This window comes from Streptomyces sp. NPDC096132, assembly GCF_044763345.1.
Lineage (GTDB): Bacteria > Actinomycetota > Actinomycetes > Streptomycetales > Streptomycetaceae > Streptomyces.
On record NZ_JBIWGA010000009.1, the window covers coordinates 167,267 to 181,630 of the forward strand.

The 14,364-nt window shown below is 70.9% G+C and carries 13 protein-coding genes; 3 read left to right on the forward strand and 10 right to left on the reverse strand.

Going from position 1 to position 14,364, the window contains the following annotated elements; genetic code table 11:
• Positions 1-34: 34 nt before the first annotated feature.
• From ACIRF9_RS22675 to pgsA, 8 genes are all read right to left on the reverse strand, one after another.
• Positions 35-787: a YebC/PmpR family DNA-binding transcriptional regulator gene (locus ACIRF9_RS22675; RefSeq protein WP_403825008.1), complete on the reverse strand. Its 753-nt coding sequence runs from the start codon at positions 785-787 to the stop codon at positions 35-37.
• Between the two features lie 48 nt (positions 788-835).
• Positions 836-1,441, reverse strand: coding sequence for a pyridoxal 5'-phosphate synthase glutaminase subunit PdxT (gene pdxT / locus ACIRF9_RS22680; RefSeq protein WP_403825011.1), 606 nt, complete (start codon positions 1,439-1,441; stop codon positions 836-838).
• A gap of 6 nt (positions 1,442-1,447) precedes the next feature.
• On the reverse strand, positions 1,448-2,353 hold the full coding sequence (gene pdxS, locus ACIRF9_RS22685) for a pyridoxal 5'-phosphate synthase lyase subunit PdxS (protein WP_403825014.1): 906 nt from the start codon (positions 2,351-2,353) through the stop codon (positions 1,448-1,450).
• A gap of 131 nt (positions 2,354-2,484) precedes the next feature.
• A complete protein-coding gene (locus ACIRF9_RS22690) occupies positions 2,485-2,913 on the reverse strand; it encodes a DUF6210 family protein (RefSeq protein WP_403825016.1) in 429 nt (142 codons plus the stop codon).
• A 4-nt stretch (positions 2,914-2,917) separates the two neighbouring features.
• Positions 2,918-3,469 (reverse strand): hypothetical protein, encoded by a 552-nt coding sequence (locus ACIRF9_RS22695; RefSeq protein ID WP_403825019.1) that lies wholly within the window; start codon positions 3,467-3,469, stop codon positions 2,918-2,920.
• 78 nt (positions 3,470-3,547) lie between these two features.
• Entirely contained in the window at positions 3,548-4,720 is a 1,173-nt protein-coding gene (locus ACIRF9_RS22700) for a glycosyltransferase family 4 protein (protein ID WP_403825021.1), read from the reverse strand.
• Positions 4,717-5,637 (reverse strand): phosphatidylinositol mannoside acyltransferase, encoded by a 921-nt coding sequence (locus ACIRF9_RS22705; protein WP_403825024.1) that lies wholly within the window; start codon positions 5,635-5,637, stop codon positions 4,717-4,719. Before ACIRF9_RS22705 ends, ACIRF9_RS22700 begins: the two co-directional genes overlap by 4 nt.
• Positions 5,634-6,401, reverse strand: coding sequence for a phosphatidylinositol phosphate synthase (pgsA, locus tag ACIRF9_RS22710; protein ID WP_403825506.1), 768 nt, complete (start codon positions 6,399-6,401; stop codon positions 5,634-5,636). The genes ACIRF9_RS22705 and pgsA overlap by 4 nt, the downstream gene beginning before the upstream one ends.
• A gap of 357 nt (positions 6,402-6,758) precedes the next feature.
• Here pgsA and ACIRF9_RS22715 point away from each other — a divergent pair, with 357 nt between their 5' ends.
• Positions 6,759-8,954, forward strand: a complete 2,196-nt coding sequence (locus tag ACIRF9_RS22715; protein ID WP_403825027.1) for an elongation factor G-like protein EF-G2 — start codon at positions 6,759-6,761, stop codon at positions 8,952-8,954.
• A gap of 187 nt (positions 8,955-9,141) precedes the next feature.
• Positions 9,142-10,794: a hypothetical protein gene (locus ACIRF9_RS22720; RefSeq protein ID WP_403825029.1), complete on the forward strand. Its 1,653-nt coding sequence runs from the start codon at positions 9,142-9,144 to the stop codon at positions 10,792-10,794.
• 208 nt (positions 10,795-11,002) lie between these two features.
• Here the strand turns inward: ACIRF9_RS22720 and ACIRF9_RS22725 are convergent, their stop codons facing one another.
• Positions 11,003-11,563 carry an HIT family protein gene (locus ACIRF9_RS22725; protein ID WP_403825032.1) on the reverse strand — a complete coding sequence of 187 codons (561 nt, stop codon included), beginning with the start codon at positions 11,561-11,563 and terminating at the stop codon, positions 11,003-11,005.
• A 67-nt stretch (positions 11,564-11,630) separates the two neighbouring features.
• Here ACIRF9_RS22725 and ACIRF9_RS22730 point away from each other — a divergent pair, with 67 nt between their 5' ends.
• Positions 11,631-12,299 carry a potassium channel family protein gene (locus tag ACIRF9_RS22730; RefSeq protein ID WP_403825035.1) on the forward strand — a complete coding sequence of 223 codons (669 nt, stop codon included), beginning with the start codon at positions 11,631-11,633 and terminating at the stop codon, positions 12,297-12,299.
• Between the two features lie 28 nt (positions 12,300-12,327).
• Here the strand turns inward: ACIRF9_RS22730 and thrS are convergent, their stop codons facing one another.
• The gene (thrS, locus tag ACIRF9_RS22735) at positions 12,328-14,304 is read right to left on the reverse strand and encodes a threonine--tRNA ligase (protein ID WP_403825038.1); all 1,977 of its coding nucleotides are present in this window, start codon (positions 14,302-14,304) and stop codon (positions 12,328-12,330) included.
• Positions 14,305-14,364 lie beyond the last annotated feature (60 nt).

The following is a 14,364-nucleotide window of genomic DNA, read 5'->3' on the forward strand; positions in this document are numbered from 1 at the left end:
CCGGCCCGCCGAATCCGCTCAGCCCGCGGCAGCGTTACGCGTCGACCTTCTCCATGATCTCGTCGCTGACGTCGAAGTTGGCGAAGACGTTCTGCACGTCGTCGCTGTCCTCGAGGGCGTCGATCAGCTTGAAGATCTTCTTGGCACCCTCCTCGTCCAGTTCGACCTGGACGGACGGCACGAAGCTGGATTCGGCGGAGTCGTAGTCGATCCCGGCCTCCTGGAGGGCGGTGCGGACCGCGACCAGGTCGGTGGCCTCGCTGATGACCTCGTAGGTCTCACCGAGGTCGTTGACCTCCTCGGCGCCCGCGTCCAGGACGGCGCCGAGGACGTCGTCCTCGCTCAGCTCGCCCTTGGGGACGATCACGACGCCCTTGCGGCTGAACATGTACGACACGGAGCCCGGGTCGGCCATGTTGCCGCCGTTGCGGGTCATGGCGACGCGGACGTCGGAGGCGGCGCGGTTGCGGTTGTCGGTGAGGCACTCGATGAGCACCGCGACGCCGCTCGGGCCGTAGCCCTCGTACATGATCGTCTCGTAGTCGGCACCGCCGGCCTCGAGACCGCCGCCGCGCTTGATCGCGGAGTCGATGTTCTTGTTCGGCACCGACTGCTTCTTGGCCTTCTGCACGGCGTCGTACAGCGTCGGGTTGCCTTCCAGGTCGACGCCGCCCATGCGCGCAGCGACCTCGATGTTCTTGATCAGCTTCGCGAAGAGCTTGCCGCGCTTGGCGTCGATCACGGCCTTCTTGTGCTTCGTCGTAGCCCATTTAGAGTGGCCGGACATCTGCCTGTCTCCTTCGCGTAACCATCAACATGCCGAACGCCAGAGATCCTACAAGGACTCCGCCGCCCGGTTGGCGCGCACCATGTCGACGAACAGGGAGTGCACGCGGTGGTCGCCGGTCAGTTCCGGGTGGAACGACGTGGCGAGCGCGTTGCCCTGGCGGACCGCGACGATGTGGCCGTCGTGCTCGGCGAGCACCTCGGTCTCGGCGCCGACTGACTCCACCCACGGGGCGCGGATGAAGACGCCCTCCACAGGATCGCCCGCCACGCCCTTGACGTCCACCGCCGCCTCGAAGGACTCGTTCTGCCGCCCGAAGGCGTTGCGGCGCACGATCATGTCGATGCCGCCGATCGTCTCCTGGCCCGAGCGCGGGTCGAGGATCTTGTCGGCGAGCATGATCAGGCCGGCGCAGGTGCCGTAGACGGGCATGCCGTCACGCACGCGCGCGCGGAGGGGCTCCATCACGTCGAACAGGATGGCCAGCTTGGAGATGGTCGTGGACTCGCCGCCGGGGATGACGAGGCCGTCCACCTCGGCGAGTTCCTCGGGGCGCCGCACCGGCCTGGCCACGGCGTCGGCCGCGGCCAGGGCGATGAGGTGCTCCCGTACGTCGCCCTGGAGGGCCAGGACGCCTATGACAGGAGTGTTCATGGGTGACTACCAGCCGCGGTTGGCGTAGCGCTCGGCCTCGGGGAGGGTGTCGCAGTTGATGCCGACCATGGCCTCGCCCAGGTTGCGGGACGCATCCGCGATGATCTTCGGGTCGTCGTAGAAGGTGGTGGCCTTCACGATGGCGGCGGCGCGCTTGGCCGGGTCGCCGGACTTGAAGATGCCGGAGCCGACGAAGACGCCCTCGGCGCCGAGCTGGCGCATCAGCGCGGCGTCGGCGGGGGTGGCGACACCGCCGGCGGAGAACAGCACGACCGGGAGCTTGCCGAGCTCGGCGACCTCCTTGACCAGCTCGTACGGGGCGCGCAGGTCCTTGGCGGCGGCGTACAGCTCGTTGTTGTCGTAGCCGCGCAGGCGGGCGATCTCGTTCTTGATCTGGCGCAGGTGACGGACGGCCTCGACGACGTTGCCGGTGCCGGCCTCGCCCTTGGAGCGGATCATCGCGGCACCCTCGGCGATGCGGCGCAGGGCCTCGCCCAGGTTGGTGGCGCCGCAGACGAAGGGGGTGGTGAAGGCCCACTTGTCGGAGTGGTTGACCTCGTCGGCCGGGGTGAGGACCTCGGACTCGTCGATGTAGTCGACGCCGAGGGACTGCAGGACCTGGGCCTCGACGAAGTGGCCGATGCGGGACTTGGCCATCACCGGGATCGAGACCGCGTTGATGATGCCCTCGATCATGTCCGGGTCGGACATCCGGGCCACGCCGCCGTCCTTGCGGATGTCGGCCGGGACCCGCTCCAGGGCCATCACGGCGACGGCCCCCGCGTCCTCGGCGATCTTCGCCTGCTCCGGCGTGACGACGTCCATGATCACGCCGCCCTTGAGCTGCTCGGCCATTCCGCGCTTCACGCGCGCGGTGCCGGTCTCGGGGGCCTGGTTCTCGGTGATGGACACGGGTTGACCTCACTGGAGTGGAAGAGGGGATTCTGCAACCACCGAGGAAACGGGAGTGGACCAGTCCACAGCAAGGGCCAATGGCAACCCGGTGGATCCTTTTCGGCTCCGGGGCGCCTCGGGGCGGCCCCTCAGTCGGAGTTCTCCCAGACCAGCACGCCGGGCCCGTCGGGTGTCAGCACGGGCACCCACGCCTCGTCCACCTCGGACAGCCGGGACTCGTCGAGGACCAGCGGCGCCGGGAACAGGTCGTCCCGGTTCGCGGAGCCGTAGACGGGGAAAGCGACGGCGCTCCGCAGCCGTTGGAGCAGCTCAGGCGGCCAGTCCAGGCCCCGGGAACCCCATCCCTCGAGCTCCCGGACGAAGATGTCCTTCAGGTCGTCGTCGAGGTCCCGTCCGAACACGGGCAGCAGATAGCCCTCCTGCGCGTACGGGACGCAGCCGTAGCCGCCGCCCTGCACCTCGTAGACCACGCCGGTCGGCGCGGCCACCACGACGAAGACCCAGCCGGTGCCCGTGCCCTCCAGGTCGAGGATGACCCGGCGCCTGGCGTCGGTCATCGGGTCAGGCCGCCCGGTCGGCGAGGGCCGACGGGGGCTCGTCGTCCATTTCGAAGGCCATCGGGAACGGGGCGTGGCCGGCGAGGCGGAACCAGCGGACCTTGCGGTGTTCGCGCAGGCGGCGGGCCGCGCCCACGGCGTCGTTGTGGAAGCGCCGGGCCATGGGGACGCGGCGGACGGCCTCCGTCAGCTCGTGTGTCGCGGCCTCTCCCCCGGGCGCCTCACGGACGGCCTCCACCTGGTGCGCGTCCGCGAAGACGGCCCGCAGGGCCTGGCTCAGCTCGCTCTCGGCGACCTCCCGCTGCTCCTCCTCGGCCTGCCGGGCGGCGTGCGCGGCCTCGTACAGCACGATCGAGGCGGCCGGGTCGAGCACCCCGGAGGTGGCCAGTTCCTGCGCCACGGACGCCCGGCGCAGCAGCTGGGCGTCCAGGGCGGCGCGGGCGGCGTCGATACGGGCGTGCAGGCGGTCCAGCCGCCCGGCCGTCCAGCTCAGGTACAGGCCGATCGCGACGAGGACGACGAGGGCCCAGATGAGGGTTGCGGTCACGGGCAGCAAGGCTATCGGGGCGACCTACCGCGGAGGGGACCGGTCAGTCCCCCTTGCCGGGGGAACGGCCGGTACCGCGGATACCCGTCAGTCCCGCGCCAGTCCCAGCCGGGCCCGCAGCCCCGGTCCGCCCCGGTCGTCGTCGGCCGCGGCCACCGCCGCCGCACCCGCCGTCACCGTCTCGTACACCGACAGGATGTCCGCGCCGACGGTCGACCAGTCGAAGCGCCGGACATGGGCGCTGCCCCGCTCCCGCAGCTCGGCCCGGCGCTCCGGGTCGCCCAGGAGCCGTACGGCCGCCTCGGCCAGCGCGTCCGCGTCCTCGTTGGCGAACAGCTCGCCCGCCGCGCCCTGGTCGAGCACCTGGGCGAAGGCGTCCAGGTCGGAGGCGAGGACGGGCGCGCCCGCCGACATGGCCTCGACGAGGATGATGCCGAAGCTCTCGCCGCCGGTGTTGGGGGCGACGTACAGGTCGACACTGCGCAGGAAGCGGGCCTTGTCGTCGTCGCTGACCATCCCGAGGAACTCCACGCGCGCGTGCAGCTCCTTCGGGAGGTCGGCCACCGCCTCCTCCGCGTCACCGCGCCCCGCGACCAGCAGCCGGGCGTTCGGACGCTCGGCGAAGATCCTCGGCAGGGCCTTCATGAGCACCGGCAGGCCCTTGCGGGGCTCGTCGATGCGGCCGACGAAACCGATCGTGTCGCCCTGCCACTGCGGCTTGGGCTCGGCCTTGGCGAAGAAGTCGACGTCGACACCGTTGGGGATGACGACCGCGTCCCCGCCGAGGTGCTCGACGAGCGTGCGCCGGGCGTACTCGCTGACCGCGATCCGCGCGCTGATCTTCTCCAGGGCGGCCTGCAGGATCGCGTACGCGGCGATCATCGCGCGCGAGCGCGGATTGGACGTGTGGAAGGTCGCCACGATGGGCCCCTGCGCCGCCCAGCAGGTCAGCAGGCCGAGCGACGGCGAGGTCGGCTCATGGATGTGGATCACGTCGAACGCGCCGTCGTGCAGCCAGCGGCGCACGCGCGCGGCGCTCAGGAAGCCGAAGTTCAGCCGGGCCACCGAGCCGTTGTACGGCACCGGGACCGCGCGGCCGGCCGAGACGACGTACGGCGGCAGCGGGGTGTCGTCGTCCGCGGGGGCGAGGACGGACACCTCGTGGCCGAGCCGGATGAAGTACTCGGCGAGGTCGCGGATGTGGAACTGGACGCCGCCCGGCACGTCCCAGGAGTACGGGCAGACGATGCCGATCCTCACGCGGTCCCCCCGGGACCCGGGCGCGCGGGGTCGAGATCCGCGCGCCACAACCGCTGCAGCATGTGCCAGTCCTCCGGATGGTCGGCGATGCCCGAGGCGAAGGCGTCTGCCAGCGCCTGTGTCATGACAGACGTCTTCTCGGGCCGCGTACCTGACTGGGGTACCTCGACCGGTGGATGGACGCGGCCCTTCATGACGGGCGAGTCGTCGTACCAGAGCGTGACGGGGAGCAGCAGCGCGCCGGTCTGCTGGGCGAGCAGGGCCGGGCCCGCGGGCATCGTGGCCGTGTCGCCGAAGAACGACACCTCCACGCCCGAGGCGGACAGGTCGCGCTCGGCGACCAGGCAGACCAGGCCGCCGTCGCGCAGCCGCCGGGCGAGGGTGCCGAAGGCGGTGCCACCGCTGTGCGGCAGGACCTCCATGCCGAGGCCCTCGCGGTAGGCGACGAAGCGGTCGTAGAGGCTCTCGGGCTTGAGGCGCTCGGCGACCGTCGTGAACGGCGTGCGCAGCGCGGTGGTGACCCAGGCGCCGGCGAGGTCCCAGTTGGCCATGTGCGGCAGCGCGAGGATGACGCCCCGGTCGGAGGCGATGCCGTCGGTGAGGTGGTGGACGTCCTTCGGCTCGAAGCCGGTCCTGATCCGCTCCTCGCTCCACGCGGGCAGCCGGAAGGACTCCATCCAGTAGCGCAGGTAGGAGCGCATGCCCGCGCGTGAGAGCTCGGCGAGGCGCTCGGGGCTCGCGTCGGGCACCACGCGCGCGTAGTTGCTCTCCAGCCGCAGCACCCCCTTGCCGCGCCGCTTCCAGGCGAGGTCGGCGACGGTCCGGCCCAGGCGCACGGCGGCCGGCTCGGGGAGCTTCTTCACCGTGCTCCAGCCGAGACCGTACAGCGCGTCGGTCAGGCGCTCCTGGGGGCTCACTTCGCGGCCTCGCTCCCCTGCGCCTCGTGCCCCTGGGTCTCGCCCCGGTTCCCGTCCGGGGTCTCCTGGGCCGCGGCGGCCTCCGCCTCGGCCGACTCCCGCCGGACCGTGACGACGCGCTGGATCAGGGTGACGAGGCTGCCGACGGCGACGATCCACAGGGCGACCGGCAGCAGGTACTGGATGCCCGGCACGCCGAACGTGTGCAGCCCCGCGAGGCCGGCCGCGACCAGCGAGACCACCAGGCGTTCGGCGCGCTCGACGAGCCCGTTCACGGCGACCGGCAGGCCGATCGATTCGCCACGGGCCTTCGTGTACGACACTACCTGGCCGCTGGCCAGGCAGAAGATCGAGACGGCGCACAGGACGTTGTCGTTCCCGTTGCCCGCGTACCAGAGGGCGAAGCCGCCGAAGATCGCGCCGTCGGCGACCCGGTCGAGCGTGGAGTCCAGGAAGGCGCCCCAGCGGCTGGAGCGGCCGAGCTGGCGGGCCATGTTGCCGTCGACGAGGTCGGAGAACACGAAGAGCGTGATCACGACCGTGCCCCAGAAGAACTCGCCCCTGGGGTAGAAGACCAGCGCGCCCGCGACCACACCGGCCGTGCCGATGAGCGTGACCGTGTCGGGGCTGACCCCCCGCCTGATCAGAAATGCGGCGAACGGCGTGAGGACACGCGTGAAGAATGCACGCGCGTACTTGTTCAGCATGGCCTTCCCGAGGGTCGGTGTCGCCGCGCGGCCCCTGCTGGCCACCGGCTGGCCCATCGTAGCCACGCGCGCGTGTGTGCGACGGGCGGGCACCCGCAGCCCGTGTCACGGCCACGCGGCATCCCGGTCTCGGCCCGGTCGCGACCGGCTCCCGGGGCGGCGGGCGGGCGTTGTGGCGTCCGGCTTCGGGGACGACCTGGAGGCGCTGCGGCACCCGGTCCCGGGACGGCCGGGAAGCGCCGTGGCGGCGGGGCTTCCGGCGCGGCCGGGAGGTGCCGTGGCGTCCGTCGTATGGACGCGCAGTGACGGGAGTGGAAAGCTCGAAGGACCGCGGGCGTCGCCGGAGCCGCCATCGCACGCGGGGCCGTCGTGCCCGCGCCCCCAATGACCTCACCGTGCACGGGAGGCAAGGAAATGGGCGACAAGGCGAATGCACACCCCGGAGCCGCCGGCAGGGCTACGGCGGCCGACCATCCCGCGTCCGTACGGAATGTGGTGCTGGTCGGCCACTCCGGTTCGGGCAAGACGACATTGGTGGAGGCTCTCGCGCTGACGGCGGGAGCGGTGAACCGGGCGGGCCGTGTGGAGGACGGCGGCACCGTCTCGGACTACGACGAGATCGAGCACCGGCAGCAGCGCTCCGTACAGCTGTCCCTGGTGCCGGTCGACTGGGACGGCATCAAGGTCAACCTTCTCGACACCCCCGGATACGCCGACTTCGTCGGGGAACTCAGGGCCGGTCTGCGCGCCGCGGACGCGGCCCTCTTCGTCGTCTCGGCCTCGGACGGCGTGGACGGCTCGACCCGCATGGTGTGGGAGGAGTGCGCGGCCGTCGGCATGCCGCGGGCGATCGTGGTCACGCACCTGGAGGCCTCCCGCGCGGACTTCGAGGAGATGACGCGGGTCTGCGCGGAGGCGTTCGGCGGTGACGATCCGGACGCCGTCCTCCCGCTGTACCTGCCGTTGCACGGCCCGCAGGCACCGGACGGGCACGCGCCCGTGACGGGTCTGACCGGGCTGCTGTCGCAGAAGCTGTTCGACTACTCCTCCGGCGAGCGCAAGGAGTCCGAACCGGGCGAGGACCTGCTGCCGGGCATCGAGGAGGCCCGCAACCGGCTGATCGAGGGGATCATCGCGGAGAGCGAGGACGAGACCCTCATGGACCGCTATCTCGGCGGCGAGGAGGTCGACGTCAGGACCCTGATCGAGGACCTGGAGCGGGCCGTCGCGCGCGGCACGTTCTTCCCCGTCCTGGCGGCCGCCCCCGCCGCCGACGGCGCCCGGCAGGGCATCGGCACGGTCGAGCTGCTGGAGCTGATCGCCCGGGGCTTCCCGACGCCCCTGGAGCGCGAGGCGCCGCAGGTGACGACGGTCGACGGCAAGCCGCGTGAGCTGAAGCTCTGCGACCCGGGCGGTCCGCTGGTCGCGGAGGTCGTGAAGACCTCGTCCGACCCGTACGTCGGCCGGGTCTCGCTGGTGCGCGTGTTCTCCGGCACGCTGCGGCCCGACGCCACCGTCCATGTCTCCGGGCACGGTCTGGCCGACCGCGGTCACGAGGACCACGACGTCGACGAGAAGATCGGCGCCCTGTCCGCGCCCTTCGGCAAACAGCAGCGGAGCCTGACGCACGCCATCGCGGGCGACCTCGCGTGCGTGGCGAAGCTGAGCCGTGCGGAGACCGGCGACACGCTCTCCGCGAAGGACGACCCGCTCCTCATGGAGCCCTGGCAGATGCCCGACCCGCTGCTGCCGCTGGCCATCCAGGCGCACAGCAAGCCCGACGAGGACAAGCTGTCGCAGGGCCTCGCCCGGCTGGTGGCCGAGGACCCGACGATGCGCCTGGAGCAGAACCAGGACACCCACCAGGTCGTGCTGTGGTGCCTGGGCGAGGCGCACGCGGACGTGGCCCTGGAGCGGCTGCGCTCCCGCTACGGCGTCCAGGTCGACGTCGTACCGCACCGGGTCTCCCTGCGCGAGACGTTCGCCGACCGGTCGGCCGGGCGCGGGCGGCATGTGAAGCAGTCCGGCGGGCACGGGCAGTACGCCATCTGCGAGATCGAGGTGGAGCCGCTGCCGGGCGGCTCGGGCATCGAGTTCGTGGACAAGGTCGTCGGCGGCGCGGTGCCGCGGCAGTTCATCCCGTCCGTCGAGAAGGGCGTACGGGCGCAGGCGGCCAAGGGCATCGTGGGCGGGCATCCGCTGGTCGACGTGCGGATCACGCTGCTGGACGGCAAGGCGCACTCGGTGGACTCCTCCGACGCCGCGTTCCAGACGGCCGGCGCGCTGGCGCTGCGTGAGGCGGCGGCCGACGTGAAGATCCATCTGCTGGAGCCGGTGGCCGAGGTGAGCGTGCTGGTCGGGGACGACTACGTGGGGGCCGTGATGAGCGACCTGTCGGGGCGGCGCGGCCGGGTGCTGGGCACCGAGCAGACGGCCGGCGGACGCACCCTCGTCAAGGCCGAGGTGCCCGAGATCGAGATCGGCCGGTACGCGGTCGATCTGCGCTCGCTCTCGCACGGCACGGCCCGCTTCCACCGAGCGTACGCGCGGCACGAGCCGATGCCGCCGCAGGTGGCCGAGAAGGTCCGTCAACAGGCCGAGGCCGGTTAGGGATTGAGGCGACGTCACACTCAAGTGACCCGGGAGGAAGGTGATCCTCCGGTTCGGCGGGCGGCTTCGGCCGTCCGCCGACGGATGTCGGTGGCTGGGGATACGCTGATGACCTGATCAACAGGTGTGCGGAGTACGGAAGTCGGGAAGGCCGCAGGAGCGAGAGTGGCGGCGAGTGGGGGCGGGAATGACCGTTGAGGACTTCTTCGGGCCACAGGTGCCCCGGACGGGCGGTGCGGGGCAGGGCCCGACGTACGCGCTGGCCTCCGCGGCCTATCGGGACACCCCGATGGAGGAGATCAAGAAGGCCGACAACGAGTGGCACCAGTCGGCGGTCAACGAGGGCCGACCGTGGGCGAAGATCTTCCGGCCCAACTTCGGTGAGGCGTACTCCCAGGCGGTGATCGACCGCATGCTGGGCGTCGGCCGCAAGCCGCTCATCCAGTCCTTCGGCAGCGAGCCGCAGGTGGTCGTCGAGCACTGCCTCGCGGCCACCCGTATCCGCCGGGAGCGCGACAAGAAGCTGACCGGCCTCATGCTGCTGTGCGGCGTGGTGTTCCTGCCGGGCCTGGTGGTGTGGCTGCTGGTGTTCCAGCTGCGGGCCACGATGGGCAAGCAGGAGAACAAGCGGGTCTCCGGACTCGCCACCGGCCTGCTCGTCGCCGTCGCCGCCCTGGCCGTGATCTTCCTGGTCCGGATGCCGTTCACCGGCCTGTGGGGGTGGTACGCGCGCGGGTGCGTCGTGGCCCCGGTGGCCGGCTGGTTCCTGGCCAAGCGGGTGTGCGAGAGCACCGCGAAGGACCTGCGCGAGCGCTGGGACGGTCTGCTGTCCGGCGGCAGCATCGGCGCGAAGGTCCCCGAGGCGGTCCCGACCAGCCCCGACCAGGCCGCGGCCGAGCAGCTGCGCCAGTCCCTGGCCCGGCTCAGCGCCGAACAGCAGTCCAACTCGGTCTTCTACGCCGGCCCCAAGGGCATACTCGGCATGGGGACGCGCTGGGGCGCCTGGCACCTCGCGGAGGAGCTGTTGCCCATCGACCCGGTCAAGGGCGTCCACGAGTTCCGCAGCTGGACGGTCGTCCGGGCGATCCACGAGGAACTGAGCGTGCTGCACCGGCAGCGGCTGAAGACCGGCGGTTTCCCGGAGCCGCAGGTACGGCACTGGGTCGTCACGCATGTCGGCGAGGGCGCCAAGGAGGTGTCCAGGCCCGAGGGGACCGACGTCGAGGCGTACCAGTTCAAGCCCAGGGCCATCGAGGACATCTGCAACAACCAGCAGTTCGACAGCGGCAACCGGCACTACCTGGGCGTGCAGTGGCCGCACCTGTGGAACGGCAGCCTGATCCTCACCCTGATGATCACCGTGACGGTGCTGAAGGAGACGCTGCGCATCGAGGTCACCGGACACGCCCTGGGCCCGGTCAACGGCCTGTTCGGCGGCAAGCCGGAGGCCCCCACCAAGGAGGTCGCCAAAACCGTCCGCTTCTGGGAGACCCGGACGATCAAGCTGCCGCTGGTCACCCCCGACGAGGTGGTCCGGCTGGCCGCGCGCGCCACGATCAGCTGGTATCCGCCGCTGCTGAAGTGGCTCGGCGGCTCCATAGGCCTGCCCGAGCCCTTCGGCCTGCGGCACGCCTGGGCCGACCAGCCGTGGCGGCACCGCTTCATGGCCGACGACGCGCTGCGCGCGGCCACGCCGGTGCTGCGGGCGGTGCACCGGGCGGCGCTCAGGGTGCTCAAGGAGCACGACGTGGACGTCGAGAAGTTCACCGCACGCGCGTCGGTGCTCAGCGGGGGCGTCCAGGAGGTGTCGCCGCGGAAGGCCGACACGTATGACGCCTAGGGCCTCTCTTTCGGATCAGGTCGGCTCCGAGCGGCGGTGCCTTCCGGCCCGACCCGAGCGGGGTCTGGTGCGTGCAGCTGCAAGGCGGAGGAGGGCGTCGACGCGATGGGGGTCCCCCCGCTCGAGCGAAGTCGAGAGTGGGGGAGTCGGCAACCGACGACAACGCGGCTGGGGGTACCCCCTCTGCCGCCCCCGGAGGGCCTGACCGTCAGACGTGCGGCCAGGCTTCGGCCAGCATCTTCCTCGTGTCCGCCAGCAGCTGCGGCAGCACCCGCGTGTGGCCGACCACCGGCATGAAGTTCGTGTCCCCGCCCCAGCGGGGCACGATGTGCTGGTGGAGGTGGGCGGCGATGCCCGCGCCGGCCACGGTCCCCTGGTTCATGCCGATGTTGAAGCCGTGCGCGCCGGACGCGGTGCGCAGGGCGGTCATCGCCTGCTTGGTCAGCTCGGCCAGCTCGGCGGTCTCGGGGACGGTCAGATCGGTGTAGTCGGCGACGTGCCGGTAGGGCACGGTCATGAGGTGGCCGCCGTTGTAGGGGTAGAGGTTGAGCACCGCGTACACGTGCTCGCCCCGCTTGACGATCAGCCCGTCCTCGTCGGACTTCGCCGGGATCGAGCAGAAGGGGCAGCCGTCTTCGGCTCCCGGGCCGGTCGGCTTGTTCTCGCCCTGGATGTAGGCCATCCGGTGGGGCGTCCACAGGCGCTGGAACGCGTCCTGCGTCCCCACTCCGATCTGCTGCTCCGGCTCACTCGTCATGCAAGGCAGCATATGGCTTCGCCCGTTCGCGGCGTGTCGCCGGGGTTCCGCGAAAAGCGGCTCAGGCCAAGCTGGGGGGATGGACGAAGTCAGTCGTCAGGCCCGCTGGGAGCAGCGGACGGAGATCCCCCTAGCCTTCGCCTCACTGGTGTTCCTCGCCTTGTACGCGGTCCTGGTCCTCGCCCAGGACCTGTCGGGCGCGTGGCGGGACCTGTGCACGGCGCTGATGTCCCTCGCCTGGTTGATGTTCGCGGTCGACTACGGGGTGCGCTGGTGGCTGAGCGGACAGGGGCTGCGGTTCGTCCCCACGCACAAGGTGGACACCGCGGTGGTCGTGCTGCCCCTGCTGCGCCCGCTGCGGGTGGTCAAGCTGTACGAGGCCATCCAGCGCCGGCATGGTGAACCCCGGCTGTCGCTGTACGCGCGCGTGATCGCATATGCCGGGCTGACGACGGTCCTGCTCGGCTTCGCCTGCTCACTCGCCGTCTACGACCGGGAACGGGGCGCGCCGGGCAGCGAGATGCACAGCTTCGGGGACGCGCTGTGGTGGGCGTGCGCGACGCTGACCACGGTCGGCTACGGCGATGTCGTCCCGGTCACGACCGGCGGCCGGACGATCGCGGTGGGCCTGATGGCGTGCGGGCTGGCGCTGCTGGGCGCGGTGACGGGTTCGTTCTCGTCGTGGCTGGTCCAGGTGTTCTCGCTGGAGAGCGACCGCGGCGACGGCGACGGGCCCCCGGGGAGCTGAGCTTCCCGGGGGCCCGCGCACGGCCGGATCAGACCTGCGTGCGCTCCTCGACGACCTTCGCGATCTTCGCGATGGCCTCGTCGAACGGGATGCCGTTCTCCTGGGAGCCGTCGCGGTAGCGGAAGGACACCGAGCCGTTCGACATGTCCTCGTCGCCCGCGATGACCATGAAGGGCACCTTCTGCTTCTGGGCGTTGCGGATCTTCTTCTGCATGCGGTCGGAGGAGGAGTCGACCTCGACGCGCAGCCCCTGCTTCTTGGCGGCCGCGGCGAACTTCTCCAGGTACTCCACGTGCCCGTCGCCGATCGGGATGCCCAGCGCCTGCACCGGCGCCAGCCACGCCGGGAACGCGCCCGCGTAGTGCTCCAGGAGCACCGCGAAGAACCGCTCGATGGAGCCGAACAGGGCGCGGTGGATCATCACCGGGCGCTGCTTCGCGCCGTCGGGGCCCGTGTACTCCAGGTCGAAGCGCTCGGGCAGGTTGAAGTCGAGCTGGATGGTCGACATCTGCCAGGTGCGGCCGATGGCGTCCTTGGTCTGGACGGAGATCTTCGGGCCGTAGAAGGCGGCGCCGCCCGGGTCGGGGACGAGCGGGAGGCCCTGCTTCTCGGCGACCTGGCGAAGGGTTTCCGTCGCCTCCTCCCAGACCTCGTCGGAGCCGACGAACTTCTCCGGGTCCTTGGTGGAGAGCTCCAGGTAGAAGTCCTCCAGGCCGTAGTCGCGCAGCAGGCCGAGGACGAAGGTGAGCGTCTTGTCGAGCTCCTCCGACATCTGCTCACGGGTGCAGTAGATGTGCGCGTCGTCCTGCGTGAAGCCGCGCGCACGCGTGAGGCCGTGCACGACGCCCGACTTCTCGTACCGGTACACGGTCCCGAACTCGAAGAGGCGCAGCGGCAGTTCGCGGTAGGAGCGGCCGCGCGCGTCGAAGATCAGGTTGTGCATCGGGCAGTTCATGGGCTTGAGGTAGTAGTCCACGCCCTCGTCGAGCTGCATGGGCGGGTACATGCCTTCGGCGTACCAGTCCAGGTGGCCCGAGGTCTCGAAGAGCTTCCCCTTCGTCGCGTGCGGGGTGTAGACGAACTCGTAGCCCTCCTCCTCGTGGCGGCGGCGCGAGTAGTCCTCCATCACGCGGCGGACGATGCCGCCCTTGGGGTGGAAGACGGCGAGGCCGGAGCCGATCTGCTCGGGGATGGAGAACAGGTCGAGTTCGGTGCCCAGCTTGCGGTGGTCGCGCTTCTCGGCCTCGGCGAGGAAGTCGAGGTAGCCCTTCAGCTCGTCCTTGGACGGCCAGGCGGTGCCGTAGATGCGCTGGAGCATGGGGTTCTTCTCGCTGCCGCGCCAGTAGGCGGCCGCGTTGCGCATCAGCTTGAACGCCGGGATGAGGCGGGTGGAGGGCAGGTGGGGACCGCGGCAGAGGTCCTTCCAGCACAGCTCGCCGGTCTTCGCGTCCAGGTTGTCGTAGATCGTCAGCTCGCCGGCGCCGACCTCGACGTTCGCGCCGTCGTCGGAGGACGCGGCGCCCTTGAGGCCGATCAGCTCCAGCTTGTAGGGCTCGTCCGCGAGCTCCTCGCGGGCGGCCTCGTCGGTGACGACACGACGGGCGAAGCGCTGCCCGCGCCGCTGGATCTCCTGCATCTTCTTCTCGATGGCCTTGAGATCCTCGGGCGTGAACGGCTTCTCGACGTCGAAGTCGTAGTAGAAGCCGTCCTTGACCGGCGGGCCGATGCCCAGCTTGGCCTCGGGGAAGATCTCCTGCACGGCCTGGGCCATCACGTGCGCGGTGGAGTGGCGCAGGATGTTGAGACCGTCCTCGGAGGAGATCTCGACGCCCTCGACCTCCTCGCCGTCGGAGAGCACGTACGACAGGTCCCTGAGCTCACCGGCCACGCGCGCGGCGATGATCGAGCGCTCGCCGGCGAAGAGGTCCGCGGCCGTGGTGCCCGTCGTCACCGTGCGCTCTTCCCGCTCGGAATCGCGTTGGATGATCACACGGACGTCTGACACCGGTCTCTCCTGACTGCAGGTGGGGTGCGGCGCCATACCGGGAGCGCGCGCATGAGTGGG

What these genes read in the sequence shown, in the direction of transcription:
- ACIRF9_RS22715 (WP_403825027.1), top strand. Translation starts at nt 6,759, where the DNA reads ATGGGCGACAAGGCGAATGCACACCCCGGAGCCGCCGGCAGGGCTACG.
- ACIRF9_RS22675 (WP_403825008.1), bottom strand. Translation starts at nt 787, where the DNA reads ATGTCCGGCCACTCTAAATGGGCTACGACGAAGCACAAGAAGGCCGTG.
- ACIRF9_RS22720 (WP_403825029.1), top strand. Translation starts at nt 9,142, where the DNA reads ATGACCGTTGAGGACTTCTTCGGGCCACAGGTGCCCCGGACGGGCGGT.
- ACIRF9_RS22725 (WP_403825032.1), bottom strand. Translation starts at nt 11,563, where the DNA reads ATGCTGCCTTGCATGACGAGTGAGCCGGAGCAGCAGATCGGAGTGGGG.
- pgsA (WP_403825506.1), bottom strand. Translation starts at nt 6,401, where the DNA reads ATGGGCCAGCCGGTGGCCAGCAGGGGCCGCGCGGCGACACCGACCCTC.
- ACIRF9_RS22730 (WP_403825035.1), top strand. Translation starts at nt 11,631, where the DNA reads ATGGACGAAGTCAGTCGTCAGGCCCGCTGGGAGCAGCGGACGGAGATC.
- pdxT (WP_403825011.1), bottom strand. Translation starts at nt 1,441, where the DNA reads ATGAACACTCCTGTCATAGGCGTCCTGGCCCTCCAGGGCGACGTACGG.
- ACIRF9_RS22690 (WP_403825016.1), bottom strand. Translation starts at nt 2,913, where the DNA reads ATGACCGACGCCAGGCGCCGGGTCATCCTCGACCTGGAGGGCACGGGC.